The sequence below is a fragment of the Nonomuraea fuscirosea genome, from assembly GCF_035917475.1.
Classification (GTDB): Bacteria; Actinomycetota; Actinomycetes; order Streptosporangiales; family Streptosporangiaceae; genus Nonomuraea; species Nonomuraea fuscirosea.
The window spans coordinates 946,585-964,699 of sequence record NZ_CP109074.1 but is presented as its reverse complement, the minus strand read 5'-3'; the positions used below and the strand labels follow the sequence as shown (position 1 = coordinate 964,699).

13 protein-coding genes and 1 pseudogene are annotated in these 18,115 nt (G+C 70.9%); 6 read left to right on the top strand and 8 right to left on the bottom strand.

Translation table 11 applies throughout. The features are described 5' to 3' along the window. Positions 1 to 134: 134 nt before the first annotated feature. Both OIE67_RS04320 and OIE67_RS04315 read left to right on the top strand, forming a co-directional pair. Complete coding sequence (locus tag OIE67_RS04320; protein WP_326645209.1) at positions 135 to 1,292, top strand: sensor histidine kinase; 1,158 nt, start codon at positions 135 to 137, stop codon at positions 1,290 to 1,292. Continuing rightward, the gene (locus tag OIE67_RS04315) at positions 1,289 to 1,948 is read left to right on the top strand and encodes a response regulator (protein ID WP_106238808.1); all 660 of its coding nucleotides are present in this window, start codon (positions 1,289 to 1,291) and stop codon (positions 1,946 to 1,948) included. The genes OIE67_RS04320 and OIE67_RS04315 overlap by 4 nt, the downstream gene beginning before the upstream one ends. A gap of 18 nt (positions 1,949 to 1,966) precedes the next feature. Here the strand turns inward: OIE67_RS04315 and OIE67_RS04310 are convergent, their stop codons facing one another. Together OIE67_RS04310 and OIE67_RS04305 are read right to left on the bottom strand one after the other, a co-directional pair. Continuing rightward, positions 1,967 to 2,767 (bottom strand): hypothetical protein, encoded by an 801-nt coding sequence (locus tag OIE67_RS04310; protein WP_326636855.1) that lies wholly within the window; start codon positions 2,765 to 2,767, stop codon positions 1,967 to 1,969. A 122-nt stretch (positions 2,768 to 2,889) separates the two neighbouring features. Further along, the gene (locus OIE67_RS04305; RefSeq protein WP_326636852.1) at positions 2,890 to 3,303 is read right to left on the bottom strand and encodes an STAS domain-containing protein; all 414 of its coding nucleotides are present in this window, start codon (positions 3,301 to 3,303) and stop codon (positions 2,890 to 2,892) included. Between the two features lie 166 nt (positions 3,304 to 3,469). Between OIE67_RS04305 and OIE67_RS04300 the strand changes: the two genes are divergently transcribed. Continuing rightward, positions 3,470 to 3,673, top strand: a complete 204-nt coding sequence (locus tag OIE67_RS04300) for a hypothetical protein (protein WP_326636850.1) — start codon at positions 3,470 to 3,472, stop codon at positions 3,671 to 3,673. 18 nt (positions 3,674 to 3,691) lie between these two features. Beyond that, the gene (locus OIE67_RS04295; protein ID WP_106238820.1) at positions 3,692 to 4,300 is read left to right on the top strand and encodes a hemerythrin domain-containing protein; all 609 of its coding nucleotides are present in this window, start codon (positions 3,692 to 3,694) and stop codon (positions 4,298 to 4,300) included. A 127-nt stretch (positions 4,301 to 4,427) separates the two neighbouring features. Here OIE67_RS04295 and OIE67_RS04290 read toward each other — a convergent pair whose 3' ends face one another. Beyond that, positions 4,428 to 4,775, bottom strand: a complete 348-nt coding sequence (locus OIE67_RS04290) for a DUF3040 domain-containing protein (protein ID WP_326645207.1) — start codon at positions 4,773 to 4,775, stop codon at positions 4,428 to 4,430. A 118-nt stretch (positions 4,776 to 4,893) separates the two neighbouring features. Next, positions 4,894 to 5,298, bottom strand: a pseudogene (locus tag OIE67_RS04285) (cbb3-type cytochrome c oxidase subunit I); the annotation flags it as partial. Between the two features lie 381 nt (positions 5,299 to 5,679). On the opposite strand from OIE67_RS04285, the gene gdhA reads away from it, so the two are divergent. Next, positions 5,680 to 7,038, top strand: coding sequence for an NADP-specific glutamate dehydrogenase (gene gdhA, locus OIE67_RS04280; protein ID WP_326636847.1), 1,359 nt, complete (start codon positions 5,680 to 5,682; stop codon positions 7,036 to 7,038). Between the two features lie 151 nt (positions 7,039 to 7,189). On the opposite strand, the gene OIE67_RS04275 is transcribed toward gdhA, so the two are convergent. The 3 genes from OIE67_RS04275 to OIE67_RS04265 form a co-directional block, all read right to left on the bottom strand. Further along, positions 7,190 to 10,204 (bottom strand): P-loop NTPase fold protein, encoded by a 3,015-nt coding sequence (locus OIE67_RS04275; protein WP_326636845.1) that lies wholly within the window; start codon positions 10,202 to 10,204, stop codon positions 7,190 to 7,192. A 52-nt stretch (positions 10,205 to 10,256) separates the two neighbouring features. Further along, positions 10,257 to 11,780 carry an MFS transporter gene (locus OIE67_RS04270; protein WP_326636843.1) on the bottom strand — a complete coding sequence of 508 codons (1,524 nt, stop codon included), beginning with the start codon at positions 11,778 to 11,780 and terminating at the stop codon, positions 10,257 to 10,259. Between the two features lie 77 nt (positions 11,781 to 11,857). Further along, positions 11,858 to 13,759 (bottom strand): tetratricopeptide repeat protein, encoded by a 1,902-nt coding sequence (locus tag OIE67_RS04265; protein WP_326636841.1) that lies wholly within the window; start codon positions 13,757 to 13,759, stop codon positions 11,858 to 11,860. Positions 13,760 to 14,288: 529 nt separating this feature from the next. Here OIE67_RS04265 and fxsT point away from each other — a divergent pair. Next, the gene (gene fxsT, locus OIE67_RS04260) at positions 14,289 to 16,793 is read left to right on the top strand and encodes an FxSxx-COOH system tetratricopeptide repeat protein (RefSeq protein WP_326636839.1); all 2,505 of its coding nucleotides are present in this window, start codon (positions 14,289 to 14,291) and stop codon (positions 16,791 to 16,793) included. On the opposite strand, the gene OIE67_RS04255 is transcribed toward fxsT, so the two are convergent. After that, positions 16,781 to 18,109: an HEXXH motif domain-containing protein gene (locus OIE67_RS04255; protein WP_326636838.1), complete on the bottom strand. Its 1,329-nt coding sequence runs from the start codon at positions 18,107 to 18,109 to the stop codon at positions 16,781 to 16,783. The two genes, fxsT and OIE67_RS04255, sit on opposite strands and share 13 nt — an antisense overlap. Between the last annotated feature and the right edge of the window lie 6 nt (positions 18,110 to 18,115).

Sequence of the window (18,115 nt, the reverse complement as noted above, 5' to 3'; positions counted from 1 at the left end):
GCGAGGGAGTCGTCATGCGGCTGTTGGAGCAACTCGTGGCCGGCGCGGCGGCCACCCCTCACCGGCGGCAGGGCCGTGAGCACGGTCCCTCGCCGCGGTGGTCGCCGGTCCCGCCCGGCCGCTACGCTCTTGCGGTGATCGCATTCCGGCGGATCGCCGACCTGTGGCAGCGGCTTGACGTCGTGCTCCGCGACCTTTCCTTCGCGCTGCTGCTGGGCGTCGCCGCGCTCGTCCCGGCGCTGCACGGCCAGGGGACGCAGGTCGGTGACCTGCCGGCCCGTCCGTTCGACGCGCTGGCGTACCTGGTGATCGCCCTGGAGTGTCTCCCGCTCGCCGTGCGCCGGCGCCGGCCGGCCGTGGCCCTCGTCCTGGTGTCGCTCGGCTTCGTCCTCGACGGGCTCCTCGCCTACCGCACGTTCGCCAGCATCGCGCTGCCGATCGCGCTCATCAGCGCGGGCGCCCATCTCGAACGGGGCCGGCGCCTCACCGCCGTCCTGCTCTCGCTGGCGTACGTGCCGCTGGCGATCGCGCTCAACCGGCTCGGCTCGGCTGAACGGCTCGACGGGTACGTGGTCTTCTACCTGATCCTGGTGCTCGCGTGGGGCGTCGGCGCCTGGCTGCGCAACACCAGGGCCGCCGAGGCCGAACGCCGCCGTCACGTCGCCGAGGCCACCCGTACCGCCGAACGCACCCGCATCGCCCGCGAACTGCACGACGTCGTGACCCACCACGTGACCGCGATGGTCGTCCAGACCGAGGCCGCCCGCTACCTGACCGCCGCGCCCGACCGGCTCGACTCCACGCTCAGCGCCGTCACCGACACCGGCCGGCGGGCCATCACCGACCTGCGCCACATGCTCGACCTGCTCGATCCCGGCCACCACCCGGAGGCCAGGGCGTCCTCGACGGCCGGCGACCTGCACGCGCTCGTGGAGCAGACCCGCCAGGCCGGGCAGCCGGTCGAGTTCACCGAGGAGGGGACGGCCGCGGATCCGGCCGGGAGCGCGGAGTTCGTCACCTACCGGGTCGTCCAGGAGTCTCTGACGAATGCCCTCAAATATGCCCACGGCGCCCCTACTGTGGTCCGCGTGCGCTACGGCAAGAAGGAGATCAGCGTGGAGGTCAGTACCGAGGGTTCCGGCTCGCGAGCCGGCTCTCCCGGCGGGAGCGGGCGCGGCCTGACCGGGCTGCGCGACCGGGTCGACGCCCTCGGCGGCGAGTTCAGCGCGGACGAGCAGGCGGGCGGCGGCTTCGTGGTGCGCGCCCTCGTTCCGGTGGGGAGCCCGTCGTGACCGCGCCCATCAGGGTCCTGATCTGCGACGACCAGACGCTGATCCGCACCGGGCTGGCGACCATCATCGACGCGCAGCCTGATCTTGAGGTGGTCGGCGAGTGCGGCGACGGGCGCGCCGCGGTCGAGCTCGCCCAGCGCCTCAAACCCGACATGGTGGTCATGGACGTGCGGATGCCGGTGCTCGACGGCATCGAGGCGACCCGCCTGCTGGCCGGCGCCGGCGTGGCGGACCCGGTCAAGGTGCTCGTGGTGACGACGTTCAACCTGGACGAGTACGTGTACGAGGCGCTGCGCGCGGGCGCCAGCGGCTTCCTGCTCAAGGACGCCCCGCCGGCCCAGTTGCTGCACGGCATCCGCACCGTCGCGACGGGGGCCGCGCTGCTGGCGCCCGAGGTGACGAGGAAGCTCGTCGGCAGGTACGCCTCGCGGATCCGTCCCACGGAGGACACCCCGGACAACGTCGCGCTCACGCCGCGCGAGCTGGAGGTGCTCCGGCTCATCGCCGACGGGCAGTCCAACAGCGAGATAGCCGCGACCCTGGTGATCAGCCAGGAGACGGTCAAGACGTACGTGTCGCGCATCCTGACCAAGCTCGACCTGCGCGACCGCGTACAGGCGGTGGTGTACGCCTACCGCAACGGCCTGGTCACCTGAAGCGCCGGCGCCACGCGATCACCCGCGCCTCGGACCCGACGCGGTCACCCTTGTCTCAGGCTCGGCACGATCATCCGGGCGGCCGGACGGACGGTCGTGGGCGGCCGCTCGGGGCGCGGCCCGCTCCGGCAGGTCGGGCACCCGCTGGGCGGCCGTGTAGGCGGCGCCGCGGACCTCGTTCAGCCAGCCCGCCGGCCGCAGCCCGCGAATGGGATGCTGGAGCGGGTCGAACCGCATCGGGCGCTCCGCGTCCGCCCGCGCCGGCGCGGACAGCCGCACCTGGCCGAACAGCCGCCACGGCCCCGCGGGCGCGGCGACCAGCAGTTCGAGCACGACCGGATCGAACTCGACGGCCAGGGCGAGCGCGTCGAACGTGGCGGGCAGCGACGCCGGCGTGTGCAGCAACGCGCCCAGCAGCAGCCGCCGCTCCCCCGCCTGGTACGGGAACAGGCTGGAGTACATCCCCGTCCACCGGGCCGCCGGCCGGAGCACGCGCCGGCTGATCCGGTTACGGCCGGTGCTGGCCAGCAGCAGGTCGGCGACGGTGTCGTCCTGCTGCTCCCAGCGGAGCGCGATGCCGAGGACGTCGGGCAGCGGCGCGGGCACCCCGACGGAGCGGGACAGGCGGGCGACGCCACGCAGGTCCATCGCCTGGTCGAGGAACGGAGTCCCCCACGGGCGCGGGGCCCCGTGCAGCCGCAGGCGCGCGTCCAGCACGAGCCCGGACGGGTGCAGCGGCCGTCCGTGCCGCAGTCGCGCCGCCGTGCCGAAGGCCGCGGCCAGCGCCGACCTCGCAAGGGATGTGCCCGGCTGCCTCATCGGCCCGCTCCTCACCGTCGGTGACCTGCCTGCGGCTCCTGGTGCTACCCCGGGACGGCGAGCGGAATCACGCCGGGCCGGCCGCGCCGGAAGCCTGTCGTCAGGTCAGGGGCGGTCTAGGGTCAACGGGTCGTCGTGGCCTGGCCGGCCGGTCCGAGATCCTGATCGGCCGGTCCGAGGGCCTGGTCGGCCGGTCCGAGGCCCTGGCCGACCGTCCCAAGTGTCTGGTCGGCCGGTCCGAGGGCCTGGTCGGGCAGGACGGTCCGCAGCACCAGCGCCGCCGGCGCGCTGGGGCCGATCAGGGTGAGGCTCCCGCCGAGCGAGCGGGCCAGCCGGCGGGCGGACAGGAGGGCGGAGGCGCCGCTCGAGTCCATGAAGGTGACCCGCCGCAGATCCACGCTCAGCCTGGGGCCGCGCTGGCTGATCACCGTGGCGAGAAATTCGTACAGATCGTCGGCGACGAGCAGATCGGCCTCTCCACCGATGGAGACGACGGGAGCGCCGGCGGACATGCTGACGCTGAGATCCAGTCTCATGAGGGTTCCTCGCTGGTGCAGGCTCACCGCTCGGTGCGCTGAGTCCACTCACGTACCCCCAGCCGATCGTCTCAATCGCCTGCTCACATTTCCCAGACGGCAGAAGTGAGGCCCCGCCGCCGCGCCCACGTCACGCCCGTGCCCCGCGCGGCTGGTGGTGCTGGGGGTGGCCGTCGCCGTGCACGCCGGGCTGTCCCAGCTCATGTACGCCGGGATCGGGGTGGACCTGCCCGTCCCCGTGGAGCAGCGCCGGGGCGCGGCCGAGATCATGTACTACGGCGGCGATCTGGCCGAGCTGATGCTCGCGGTGGCTCTCGTCCTCGGCTGGAAGCCCGCGGGCAGGGCACGACGGGCGCTTGCCGCTGGGTGAACGGGGTAGCGGGCGGCCATGGCAGACGACGTGATCACGCTCATCCTGGCCGACCACCGCAAGGTCGAGGAACTGTTCGCCAGGCTGACCACCGGCAAGGGTGACCGGCGGGCCATCGTGGGCGCGCTGCACGCCCTGATCACCGCCCACGCGCGGGCCGAGGAGGACGTGGTGTATCCGCTCCTCGACGCCCATCACGGTCTGGAGGAGCACAAGGAGGCCGAGGTGCTGCTGGACGCGCTGCGCCGGGCCGAGCCGGACAGCACGGAGTTCACCGGTGCCCGTACCCTGCTGGCGCTCACCATCGCTCATCACGTACAGGAGGAGGAGAGCACGCTCCTGCCGCTGCTGGCCCGCACGACGGACGACCGGCGGCTGCGCGACCTGGGCAAGACGTTCCGGCAGCGCCGGCAGCAGGAGCTGCGCGCGCTGACCGCCCCCAGGAAGGGGCGCGGCGCCGGCCCGTCCTCCCGCGCCAAGGCGCGCGGCGGCCGTGCGGCCTCCGGAGCGGGGCAGGGCCTCACCAAGACGGAGCTGTACGAGCGGGCCCGCGCCGCCGACATCCCTGGCCGGTCGCGCATGAGCAAGAACGAACTGGAGAAGGCCCTGGCGAAGGCCCGTACCTGACCTCCGGCCCGCATCCGGCCATGACTGAGTCGGTGCTCGCGGGTAGTGAGGATGGTCCACCCGTTCAAGGAGAGCTCATGGGCACCCCGCGTACCCCCGCCGCCCGCACCCCCTGCGGCTGGCCGCGTCACATCGGCGGGACGACGATGCCCGCGGTGAGGCCGGGCGCGGGGACGGGAGGCACCGCCGGGGCGCCGGCGTGGCCGGCCAGCAGGACCAGGAGTATCGGCAGCGTGGCCAGGAAGATGACCACCAGCAGCACGTACCAGATCTCACGCCCGCTGGTGCCGGCGTCGGAACGCCCATCGGAGCTTTCCTCGTAGCGCCCGCCGGAGCGCCCGCCGGAGCGTCGCGTCTCCCTCCTGCGGCAGGCGGCGTCGAACGACTCGACGCGGCGGACGAACGCACGGTCCTCGCGGCGGAGATCCCGCTCGATCTCGCCCAAGATGCGGCGTTCCCGGTCCGACAGCTCCATCGCCGTCACCGCGTCAGGTTCCGGAGAGCATGGAGGGGTGTCATGGCGCCTTCTCGTCCACGCCGCCCTCGTCCTCGTCGCGGTCAGGGCGGTCGCTATCGCGCGCATGCACACGACAGCTGACCGCGTTCAGCCGGGGGAAGGCCACGTCCGGCGCGCCGATCCGCAACGGCATGATCACGTTGGCGAACCCGGCGAACAGCGGCGTCGCGAAGAGCAACATCATGATCGTGCCGTGCATGGTGAACAGCTGGTCGTAGGCCTCCTGGGTCACCACCTGCATGCCTGGCTGGGCCGGCTCCGCCCGGATGACCAGCGCCATCACCCCGGCCAGCGCGAAAAGGAGGAACGAGGTGATGAGGTACATGTACCCGATCCCCTTGTGGCCGGTGGACGACAGCCAGGCCGCGATCACCGTCCCCTTGCGCCGTGATCGCACCGGGGCCAGAGGGCGGGTCAGGCGCTCACCACCGGGCTTGATCGTCGTCACATCGTGCTCCGTACACCGTCGCGCAGCGGACATCGGACAAGAGTGATCACACGCACCACCTGCCGGTCTGACAGCCGACCGTCGTCCTCTACCCCTGCCGGCCGCGTCAACACTTATGGGTGGCTTGCGGGCCGGTGTCCGATCACCATCCGGTACTCCGCGCCGCTACGCGAGGCCCAGCCGGCTGCCCGCCAGCATGGCCCTGCTCATCGCGGCGGTCGCGGCGAGACCGCCCACCGCCCCCTTCAGCAGATCGCGCATCATGCGAGGTGGTTGCCCTCCAGATCCGCCCGGAAACGCGGGCGCCGCTGGCAGCGCTGATGGGGACGAGGTGCCGCCCGCCCGATCCACTCCCCCCGGGGCGCGTACTTCTCACAACACACCAAACCGTAAAGTGAGGGCCATTACGCCAACATGTGGGGAGAAAGCATCTTGCACGAAAAGCTGTCGTCGATCTACGACAACGTCCTGCGCCGCAACCCTGGAGAGGCCGAGTTCCACCAGGCGGTCCGCGAGGTGCTCGAAAGCGTCGGCCCGGCTCTCGGCAAACATCCCGAGTACGCCGAATCGAAGATCATCGAACGCATCTGCGAGCCGGAACGGCAGATCATCTTCCGGGTGCCCTGGATGGACGACCGCGGCGAGGTGCAGATCAACCGCGGCTTCCGGGTCGAGTTCAACAGCGCGCTCGGCCCGTACAAGGGCGGGCTGCGCTTCCACCCATCGGTCTACCTGGGCATCGTCAAGTTCCTCGGCTTCGAGCAGATCTTCAAGAACGGCCTGACGGGCCTGCCCATCGGCGGCGGCAAGGGCGGCTCCGACTTCGACCCCAAGGGCCGCTCCGACCGCGAGGTGATGGCGTTCTGCCAGAGCTTCATGACGGAGCTCTACCGGCACATCGGCGAGTACACCGACGTGCCCGCCGGTGACGTCGGCGTCGGCGGCCGCGAGATCGGTTACCTTTTCGGCCAGTACAAGCGCATCACGAACCGGTACGAGTCCGGCGTGATCACCGGCAAGGGCCTCGCGTACGGCGGCGCGCAGGTGCGGACCGAGGCCACCGGCTACGGATGCACCTTCTTCGTGGAGGAGATGCTCAAGGCCCGCGGCACGTCGTTCGACGGCAAGCGCACCGTGGTGTCCGGCTCCGGCAACGTGGCGATCTACACCATCGAGAAGATCGAGCAGCTCGGCGGCGTCGTGGTCGCCTGCTCGGACTCCTCCGGCTACGTGCTCGACGAGAAGGGCATCGACCTCGACCTGCTCAAGCAGATCAAGCAGAACGAACGCGGCCGCCTGAACACCTACGCCGACCGCCGCGGCGGGCACGTCACCTTCGTCCCCGATCGCAGCGTGTGGGAGGTCCCCTGCGAGGTGGCGATGCCGTCCGCCACGCAGAACGAGATCACCGGCCGCGACGCCGCGTTCATGGTCGGCAACGGCTGCGTCGCGGTCGGCGAGGGCGCCAACATGCCGACCACGCCTGAGGGCATCAAGGTGTTCCTGGAGGCGGGCGTCGCGTTCGGGCCGGGCAAGGCGGCCAACGCGGGCGGGGTCGCGACCAGCGCGCTGGAGATGCAGCAGAACGCCAGCCGCGACTCGTGGACGTTCGAGTTCTCCGAGCACCGCCTCCAGGAGATCATGCGCGACATCCACGGCCGCTGCCTGCAGACCGCCGAGGAGTACGGCATGCCCGGCAACTACGTGGCCGGCGCCAACATCGACGGCTTCCGCCGCGTCGCGGACGCCATGCTGTCCCTGGGCCTGGTCTGACCGACCCCCTCGCGCCCCACCCACCGGCGCCAGACCGGGTCAACGCCGCCCCGCTCTGGCCGCCCACCTTCGTTGAGCGTCGCCCCGCGCCGGCCGCTCCGGCCCCTTCATTCCGTGGCCCCTGGATCTGGATGGCTGGGCGAAGCCCCGTTCAGCGCCGTCCCGCCAGGTGCTCGCGTACCTGCCGGTGCACGAAGTGAAAGACGTGCGGCTCGCACTGCCGCAACAGACCCGCCCCTACCGCGGCTTGGAGCAGCGGTGACACGTCCATCGGGCGGACGCCCGCGCGCCGCAGCGTCGCCCTGACGTCCGGATCGTCACCCGGGAACGTCTCCGTCCGCCGCCTGGTCATCTCGGCGGCGATCTCCCTCAACCCTTCGGCCACCGCCACGGCGTCGAACCCGGCCGCCGCCGTCGCGGCGAGCGTCCGCTCGGCGTACCAGGGCACGAAGCGGACGGGCTCTCGTGGCAGATCATCGATCCACTCCGGCGCGCCGGTGAGCACCGCCAGCAGCGCGGGCGAACCCAGCAACTCGGAGGTCAGCCCGAGCAGGCGATCCGGCTCGACCTGGCGGCCGGAGAGCAGCGTCTCCACCCACCCGCGCGCCTCGGACGCCACCACGCCGATCACCTCCACCGCCTCGAACCCCGGCACCGAGGCAGCCCGGCCGGTCAGGATCACGTCGTGTTCCGTGCGCCCCGCCCACTCCAGGAAGCCGTCACGAATCTCCGGGACCAGCGTCTCCAGCCCGTCGAGCACCAGGACGAACCGCCGCCGCACCAGCATGGCGTTGGCGTTGACGAGCGACAGCCCGTACTCGGCCGCCAGCGCGTGGGCGAGCGCCCGCTCGTAGGGGGAATGCCCGGCCGGGTACGCCGTGGGCTGCCCCGCCCGCGGCGGCGGCACGTGGGCCATGTGCTCGGGCTTCAGCTGCGCGAACGGCAGGAACACGGGCACGTGACCGTCCCGGCTCTCCGACAGGCGGCGCGCCAGCCTGGCCGCCAGGACGCTCTTGCCCGTCCCCGCCGCGCCGGTCAGCAGCAGCTTGCCGGTCCGCGCGCTGAGGATCTCGTCCAGCCCACGCGCGCGCGGCGCGTCCTCGCCGCCGAAGCGCACCACCGGATCGATCAACGCGCCGTCGTCGCCGACCCTGCGGTTCAGCTGCTCGCGTACGAGCCCGGCCAGGTCGTCCAGCGGGCCCCGCAGCGGAAGCTCCTCCTGCCTGCTGATCCAGGGCGTGACCACCGGCCCCCCGTCGTCCTGCGACTCCGCGACCAGCACGTCGCTGGGCTGCGGGGAGTCGCGTACCAGGTCGATGTAGGAGCCGGCGTCGTGCGGCACCTGTTCCCCGAGCCCGCGCAGCTGGCCCGCGATGACGGCGACCGTCACGTCCGCGGGCTCCTCCGCCGACTCGGCCAGCCGGCGCAGCAGCGACGGCTCCTCGGTGAGCCGCGCGTACGTCTCCGGCGCCCGGTCCCGCAGCAGCAGCACGGCCGCCAGAATCGAGACGTCGTAGCGGCCGCGGGACGTCCCCGTGGTGACGCCGCCATGCCGATCCCAGACGTGGCGCTGCCCGTCATCCCCGACGCGGTCCCTCACCTCCCTGGCGACGCGGTCCTGGAGGATGAGGACGTTGACGAAGCGCTTGATCGAACGTGGGTTGCGCGGCAGCGCGCACTTCAGCATCCCGCTCGCCGGTGCGATCTCCTTGCCCGCGAGCAGGCGGTCCAGGTAGAGCTCGAAGTCCGCCTCGGCCATCCGCGGCATCTCGAAGGGAAACTGGATGATCTTGTCCAGGTAGTCCCCGACCGGCTCCTCCCCGTACTTCTCCCGTACGGCCGCGATCAGCGGACCCTTGGCCACGCCCAGCACGAACACGCAGTTGTGCCGGTTGAAGTGCAGCTTCAGCGACTCCAGCAGGCCGGTGATCCGGTCGGCGTCACAGCGATCCAGATCGTCGACGAACACGACCAGCCGCTCCCTGCCCTTCGCGGCCAGCGCGGCGTCGATGAGGGAGCCGAGGTACTCGTCCAGCCGCGTGCGCTCGGAACGGATGTGAAAGTGCTGATCGTCGTAGTCCTCGATCGACTTGCGCACGTCGGACAGACTGACCCTGAGCGTGCCCGACAACACGAGCGAGCCGAGCACGTCGGAGATCGTCCGCAGCGTCCTGCGCACGTTCTCCCTGTTCCGCAGACCGAGGTCGTTGACGATGGCGTGCAGCAGCGGCAGCACCGGGTTGTCCTCATGCTGGTGCCGCCAGGGATCGAACCACACATAGGCACACTTGGGGTCCTGCTCGTCGAGCTGTTCGAGCTGCCTGCGCAGTTGCAGCAACATCGAGGTCTTGCCGGTGCCCCACTCGCCGAACACGCCGACCACCATCGGCGGCGTCGCCTCGCGGGCCAGCGCGGCGAGCTGGCGCACGTAGGCGGCGCGGTTGAGCTCGTCGTCCCGTACGGGCTCGTCGCTGTGCGTGAAACCCTCCGACGCGGCGGGCACGCGGCTGGAGGGCGACGGCGACATTCCCTCCTCGGCGACCTCCGCCTCCGTCGCCTCCACCTGCTCCTCTGTCTCCTGCGGCTGAGGCTGGGCGTGCCGGCGACGGCGCCACGAGAGCGGGGCCGACACGATGATCACGAGCAGCAGGAAGCCGCCGGCGTACGGCAGGAACGGGTAGCGCTCCAGGAGCGACGGCTGCGCCGTGACGGCCACCCGCAATCGGTCGACACCGGCCGCCGAGACGAGGACCAGCTGCCCCGCCCCGGCGTGCGGGCGCGTGCCGCGAATCACCGTGAACGTCACCGCGCCTCCGGCCGGGACGCGTGCCCTGTTCCCGCCCTTGAACGCGATGGCGTCGGCGATCGGCCCCGCGACCCGCACCTCGACGTCGGCGGCCGGTCCCGGGTTGACCACGACGACCGGCCAGGTGCCGGTGGGCAGGCGTTCCAGCGCGATGGAGAGCCGGTCCTCGTCCAGGAACTCAGGCGACGCCACGGCCTCCCGGACGGAGGCGACCCGCAGCGGCCCGGCCGGCACGACGGAGACAGCCATCGGCGGCGCGGCCCGCGCCGGGTACCCGGCCGCGATGAGCCCAGCGGCGATCACCGCGGTGAGGCCGACCCTGGCGGATGAGCGCGGCAGCGGACCAAGTCTCCTCGCCATGCTCCGATTGCAACCCAAAGTGGCGCTCCCCGCACCATTCGTCACCAATCGGTTATGTGACGACAGCCTGCGAAGCGGAGATCTGCGGCGCGGCGACGTGCGGGCCGGCCACGTGCCGACCGGCAACGTGCGGGTCGACGACGTGCGGGTCGGTGTCGTCGTCGCCGTTCGGGGAGTCGTCCATTCGCCGCACGACCACCTCGGTCCTGTCCAGCGCGATCTGCGCCGTGCGTACGGCGGCCTCCGCGTGGCGCAGGGCGGTCTCCGTCTCCCGCATGGCGGCCTCCAGCCTCGGCACGGACACCAGGGCGCTCCTGAGCCTCGGCACCGTGGTCATCGCCAGGGCCAGCCCGCCCATCGGGACGCAGAGGATGAACAGCGCGACCCAGGACTCGACCCGCCCGACCAGCAGGCCCGCCAGCAGCGGCCCGAGCGCGACGGCGCTGTAGCTGCCCAGCCGGGACACCGCGGCCACGCGGGCGGCCCGGTCGAGCGGAGCCTGGCTGAGCACGGTGCGCATGGTGACGTTGCTCAGCCCTCCGGCCAGCCCGATGATGAGCAACGCGACCGCGAACGACCACGACGCCTGAAGGAAGAGCAGCGGGATCGCCAGCGCGATCGTGCAGGCCCACAGGTGCACCAGCATCACGGGGCGGTGCCGGAACCGCCGGTCGGTCCGGCCGCGGCGGAGCGACGTGATCGCCCCGATGACGCCGCCGACACCGGACGCGGCCAGGATGGTGCCGGCGAGGGCGGAGGGCAGGTTGTCGTCCGTCGCCTCCGACAGGAACACCACGATCATGCCCTGGACCATGAAGTTGATGTACGCGGTAATGACCGTGGCAGAACAGAGGAATCGATTCCTCCGCAATTCGGTCAGACCGCCGCGCATCTCCCCAAATATCGCACCGAGCGGCTTTCCTCTCCCTGTGATATCGCGAGGCACCCGGCTCAGACTCGCGGCGGCTCCGAAAAGCATGGCCGCATTCGTGATAAAAGAGACAATAGGGCTCACTCCGTAGAGCAAGCCCCCCAAGGGACGCCCCGCCAGAACCATGCCGTGTACGGACGCCTCATGCAGCGCCAAGGCGTTCTCCACCTTGTCCGGCTTGACCGTGGACGGGATGAGCACCGTCTCCGCGACCGACGAGTGCACGGAGAGCGTTCCCTCAAGCAGAGCGACGATCAGCAGCCATCTCAGCTCCAGCACCCCGGCGACCTGCGCGACCACGATGCCCATGACGAGCGTGCCGCGAAGGAACTCGCTCCACACCATGACCCGGCGCGGGCCGATCCTGTCGATCCACGCCCCGGCCGGGATGTACCACAACAGGCCGGGAACGGTCGAGGCGAACATGACCCAGGCGATCGAGGTGGCCGACTGCGTGAGACCGTACGCCAGCAGCGGGTAGGTCACGCCGATGGTGCGGCTGCCCAGCATCGAAAGGGTCGATCCCGCCCAGGACCACAGAAAGGGCGAATTACCCTTAAAAACACTCACGAAGTCCGCTCCACGCCCGTGACCGCTTAAACGCGAAAACGGACGTTGGCGGCCTCTGATTCCCAAATGGCACATCGGTTGAGAGCCGAGGCTCGATATGATAATAGAGCAACACCAGTAACGCCTGTGACAAACTCCGGCCTATTTTTCGATCAGGCTGTGCCAATGAGCCGGTCAGCTGCCGCAGTCAGCTGCGGCGGGAGCGGCCGCCTGCCCCTGCTGTCCCGCGCCCGGCAGGCCAGCCGCGACGCCTCGGAGTCCCGCCCGGCCTCCTTCATCACCCTGGCCGCCCGCAACAGGGTCGCCGCGTCGCTGTCCACGTCGAGCCGGGGCACCGCCTCGACCGCCTTGCGCACGTCGCCGCTCAGCGCCAGCGCCAGCGCGTAGGCGGCCTGGGTGGAGGGCTGCTCGTGCGGCTCGACCTTGCGCAGGTCCTTCAGGGCGCGCTCGGGCCTGGCCAGGTCGGACAGGATCTCGCCTCTGGCCCGCAGGATCTCGGGCCGCTCGCCGCTCTGCCGCATCGCGCTGTCGAGGACGTCCACCGCCCCGCTCTCCCTGCCGACGTACCACAGCGCCCAGGCCAGCTCGGTCCTGATGGCCGGCTCCCTGCTGCGCCTGGCCGCCGACTCCAGCTGGCTGACGGCGTCCTGGTAGGCGCCGCGGTCGAGCAGGATCGTGCCGATGGCGGTCAGGTGGGTGGCGACGATCTGCTCGGATCCCGGCGTCGCGTCGTAGTGGCGGGCCGCCGCCCGGTAGTGCTCCAGCGCGGAGTCGACGTCGTCGCGCAGGTACGCCAGGTCCCCCAGCAGCGACTCGGCCCTGGCCCGCGTCCTGTTGTCGGGCCGCTGGCCGATCTCGTCGCGGGCGTACCGCTCGGCGATGTCGAACCAGCCCTTGTGCAGCGCGGCGGCGGCCACGGCCAGCCGGTCGGCCACCATCGCGGCAGGGACACCGGCGGCGCGCCGCAGAAAGGGCTCCACCAGCCGTCTGGGCATCTCGTAGCGGCACTTCTCGCTGGCGCGCAGCACATGGCGTTCGGTCAAGGCCTGGGCGACCGGCTGCGGCAACTCCTCGCAGGTGTCGTCCTGGCGGGCGATCGGACGTAACAACGCGACCAGTTTGTCCACGTCGCCACGGAAATGGTCGCGGGCCACCTCGTGGACCATCCGATGGGTGAACGAACCCAGCACGTCATCGACGTCCACCAGGTCACCGGCGCCGATGGGCGCGGAGCGGTCGCGGACGGAGTCCCACAGCGCGGTGCAGGCCAGTTGCAGGTGCAGCGGCTCGACGGTGACCGCGGGCTCCGCTCCTTCGCCCCGCAGCCGCTCGGCGAAGGTCTCGTCCGCGCCCGGCTCGAACACGTGGCCCGCCGCTTCGAGCGGACGGCGGCACGCCTCCAGCGCGGCCTCGCGACTGAGCGGGCCCAGCCGGAAGGAGGCACCCCTGGCCAGGTGGGATCGCAGGCCGTCGTGCCGGCGTAGCGATTCGAGCTGCTCGTCCCCGACCACGACGAGCAGCCGGAGCGGCAGATCCTCCTCGGTGGCGGAGAGCGCGTCACTGAGCTGGTCGAGCAGCTGGGCATGGCCGCGCGACGGCCGGCGGAAGGCGGTGAAGACCTCGTCGGCCTGGTCGAGCACGGCCATGATCGGACGGTGGTCCGGGCTCCAGTGGTGCCAGCGCAGGTAGGAGGAGATGGTCAGGCCGGCGAACCGGATCGGGTTCTCGTACGGCGACCAGGCGGCCAGCAGCGCGAAGGCGTGCGGGTCGCCGCCCTCGGGGATGACGGCCGCCGGCACGAAGGGCGGCGGCCGCACCCCGCCCACGGACAGCACGTCGTATCGCGACAGGTCGAGCCTGGGCAGCACGCCTGCCGCGACCAGCGACGTCTTCCCGACCCCAGGGGGGCCGTGCAGGACGGTGAGGCGATGGTTCTGCCAGCGTTCGGTGAGTTCGCGGATCTCGTCATCTCGCCCATGAAATCTGGCGACGTCTTCGCGGCGGAATGGTTGCAACCCGACGAACGGGGCCAGGCCCTTGCCGCTGGAAGTCATGCCACGCTCCGCCGCCTAGTGTCGGGACCGAACAATTCGTTCACCGTCGCATCACCGGATTAGCAGGGGCATCGTCGCCCGGTTGCGGACAGATAAACCTGACCTCACCGTACCGTGCATCCGCCGGCGCCGTCTGTGTCCATGGACATTGATATGCAGGGCGAGCCGCACCGGCACTTTTCCGAACCTCAGATCAGGTCGCCGACGTGAAACCCGCGACCGTCGCGCTCGTGCTGGAGATCCGCTCCAGTGCTCGCGTAAGCACAGGTAGATCGAGATTCCTGAGGTCCTCCAGGGTCGTTTCGTCCACGTCGAGAACGCCGGTCGCACCTTCGCCGCCCATACAGCCTCCCGTCACCGATTTACGGCCGCCCGTAAATCGGGATTAAATCAAAGACGCTTCAGATAACGCCTTAATAGTGATTCTGTGGCTACCCTTCGCCAGAATCAATCGTAGGATCGGAATTCAGTGGGACAAAGAAGGCGAGGCGACGTGAACGAGCAGGCCGTTCCTCCGACGGTGCCCCGGATGCCGCCCATCTGGGGCCGGAAGATCCCAGGTCGCAACAGACACTTCACCGGGCGTGAACCCCTGCTCAACGGGCTGCGAAAAAGCCTGACGGAGACCAACACGGCCGCCGTCGTGCCCCTGCCACAGGCTCTGCAAGGGCTGGGTGGTGTCGGCAAGACGCAGCTCGCCATCGAGTACGCCTGGGCCTACCGCGGCTACTACGACCTGGTCTGGTGGGTCGCGGCCGACCAGCCGCTGCTGATTCCCAGCGCATTGGCGGGGCTGACCGAAGACCTCAAGCTGCCCTCCGCGGGCAGCATGGGCATCGAGGAGGCGGCCGACTCCGTACGCGACGCGTTGCAACGCGGCGACCCGGTGGACCGGTGGCTGCTGATCTTCGACAACGCGGACGATCCCGAGGAGATCCGGCCCTTCATCCCGCACGGCAGCCAGGACGGCCACGTTCTCATCACCTCCAGGAACAGCAGGTGGAGCGGCGTCGCCGAGACCGTGTCCGTCGACGTCTTCTCGACCACCGAGAGCGTCGCCTTCCTGCGCAAGCGCCTGCGCCGCGAGGTGCCCGAGAGTGAGGCCGTGCACCTGGCGCACGAGCTCGGCAATCTCCCGCTGGCGCTGGAGCAGGCCGCCGCCGTCCAGGACACGACCGGCATGGCCACCGACGAATACGTCCGGCTGCTCGCCGAGCAGACAGGAGATCTGCTCCAGCTCGGCAAGTCCACCGAATACCCGCACACGATGACCGCCGCGTGGCAGCTGTCGGTGCACCAGGTCGAGAGCCGGATGCCCGAGGCGGCCGAGGTGCTGCGCTGCCTGGCCTTCTTCGGCCCCGACCCGATCCCGCGCTTCGTCTTCCAGCGCGGCAGGGACAGCGGCGCCGAACGCATGGGGACGGTGCTGTCCAACCCGCTCACCCGCAGTCAGGCCTTCGCCGAGCTGGCCCGCTTCTCCCTGCTGCGGATCGAGCCCGACACCGGCACGGTGCAGGTGCACCGGCTGGTGCAGGCGCTGCTGCGCGACTCGCTCACGCCCGAGGAGCAGGAGGAGTTCCGGCACGAGGTGCATCTGCTGCTGGCCGCCGGCGCCCCCACCGACCCTGAGGACATCTCCACCCAGGAGGAATACACCTTCCTGCTGCCCCATGTGCGCCCGTCCGGCCTCACCCGGTGCCACGACGAGCGCGTGCAGGAGTTCGCCCTCAACGTCGTCCGCCACCTCTACCGCGTGGCCAACTGGCGATCCGCGCGGTCGCTGGCGGAGGAGTTCCGCCAGAGCTGGACCGCGACCTCGGGCGACCGCAGTCCCTTCGTCCTGCGGTTGCGCCGGCACCTGGGCAACGTGCTGTGGCAGCTCGGCGCGAACAAGGAGTCGTTCGACCTCAACGACGAGACCTTCGACCTCATGCGCGAGGTGTTCGGGAACGAGCACGAGGAGACCCTGCGCATGGCCCTCACCTACGCCGCCAACCTGCGCGCCCAGGGCCGCTTCCAGGACGCCATGGAACAGGACGCCGCGTCGCTGGCCGCGCTCGAGGCCAGATACGGGGTGAAGGATCAGACGACCCTGCGCGCCATCAACAACCTGGCGCTCGACCACACCCTGCTCAGCCGCTATGACACCGCCCTGGAACTGCAGCAGCTCGCCTATGTGGAGCAGAGCAGCGCGCGGCACGGGGTCAACAAGTGGGACGTGCAGTCGTTCTGGAACAGCCTGGCCCGGGTGGTGCGTCTGTCCGGCCATCACGAGCAGGCGTGCGACGTGGGCGAGGAGGCGTACGCCTACGGCCTGCGGGAGCTCAAGATCGAGCATCCGCTCACCCTGGCCACCGCCCGCGACCTGTCGATCGCCAAGCGGCGCATGGGATATCTCGACGATGCGTACGAGCTCGTCCAGGACGCCCACACCAGGCTGAACAAGCTCTACGGCCCCGACTACCCCGAGACCATGGCCGCCGCGGTCGCGCTGAGCAACACCTTGCGCCAACTGAACCGCCTGGAGGAGTCCATGGCGCTGGCCAGGGACGTTCACCAGCGATACAAGCAGACCTACGGTGACAGGCATCCGTTCACCTACGGCTGCCAGCTCAACCTCGCCCTGCTCTACCGGCTGCGCGGGGACGCGAAGAAGGCCAGAGAACTGGACGAACAGACCTATGAGGGCATGCTCGACCAGTTCGGCGCGGCGCATGTCTACACCTTCAGCAGCACCATCAACCTGGCCGGCGACCTGGCGGAGCTCGGCGAGCAGGAGCGGGCCTGCGAGCTGAGCCGGCGAACGCTGACCGGCGTGCGCGACTTCGTCGGGCCCGCCAACGGCCTGTCGCTCTCGGCCGCGATCAACCTCTCCATCGACCTGCGCGCCATCGGGCAGATCGACGAGGCCACGGAGCTGTACGACCAGACCATGGCGGCGTACGAGACCATCCTGTCGCCCACCCACCCGGAACGCCTGCACGCCGCCGAGGGCAAGCGCTTCAACTGGGACTTCGACTCCTACAGCCTGTGAGCGGGAGCGCTCCCGTTCGCGGCCTGCCAGGTTCGCAGGTGTGCCTCGGCCTCCTGCCGCGCGATCTCGCGTGCGGCGGGAGGCACCGGCTCCGACAGCCATGGGGTCAGGGTGCGCCGCATCGCTCCGACGAAGTGTTCGCCCTCCGTGGTGAGCAGGCCGCTGTCGAGCAGGGTGCCGGTCACCTGGTGCGCGGCCTCCCGCCAGTGGGCGAACTCGATGTGCGGCCGCAGGTCGGCCTCGTGCGCCCGCTGCCGTCGCCAGAACCCGGCCACGCCCAGGTAGGCGTAGGCGCCCTGGATCAAGCCTGACAGGGGGCGCGGGTCGGGGCGCCAGGGCGCGTAGTAGCGGTCCGGCTCGTCGCTGTCGTCCGGCTCAAGCAGCGTCACCACGTCCTGGATCGCGTTGAGCTTGCCGTGCTGGACCTCGTGCGCGAACGTCGAGGCCAGCCAGCGGCCGTCGGGAGGCGTGGACATGCCGATCGTCCCGAACAGGTCGCCCGATGAGGCGCTGTTCATCCCCTGGGCCGGTCCTTTGATCGGGGTGAGGACCGTGACGAGGGCCTGGGTCTCCTCGGCGATCGTCCAGTGGTGGGCGCGCAGCATCGTCCAGGCCGCGTCCAGGCTGGCCCGCCACGTCCGTAGCTCCGGCTCGCCCAGGCGTCCGCCGACCTCGGCGGTGTCGCTCCAGCGGAAGGCGTCGAGGTCGTCCACGAGCACGCGCAGGCCGGCGTCGGCGGTCTGCAGGCGGCGGAGCGGACGCCAGCCGCGCTGTTCGCCCGCGCCGGGACGCAGGCAGAGCTCCCCGGCCTCCACCCGGCCGTCGGCGCGTACGACGAGGTCCGCGAGCCCGTCGTCCTGGCCGCCGCCCAGGTCGATCCGGCCCAGGGACGGCAGCATGATCGTGCCGCCGGAGACGGGGACCTGGACCTCGCACGGCATGCCCGACTTGAGCGCCGCGGCGGCGGCCACCGCGCCGAGCCGGGCCGGATCGCACTGCCCGTCCGGTGGCGGGCCGCCTTCTTCCAGTGAACGGACGGTGCGGGCGGCCCAGGCGCCCACCGCCGGATGCGCCAGCGTGCCGCGTACCGCCGCCGGGCTCTTCTTCTCGATCTCGGCGAGTACGTCGTAGGCGTGTTCGGCGGCCCGCGCGTGCGGATGGCCGGCCTCGGCGGCCATCCGCATCGTGCCCACCACGTTCAGCAGGCGCTTGCTGCGCTGCGGGGCGGCCAGGTGGCGTACGGCGTCCGCACCGCCGCCCCCCGAGGCCAGCCGGGACAGGGCATGGCCGGGCAGGCGGTGATCGCTGGGGAGCATGCGGGT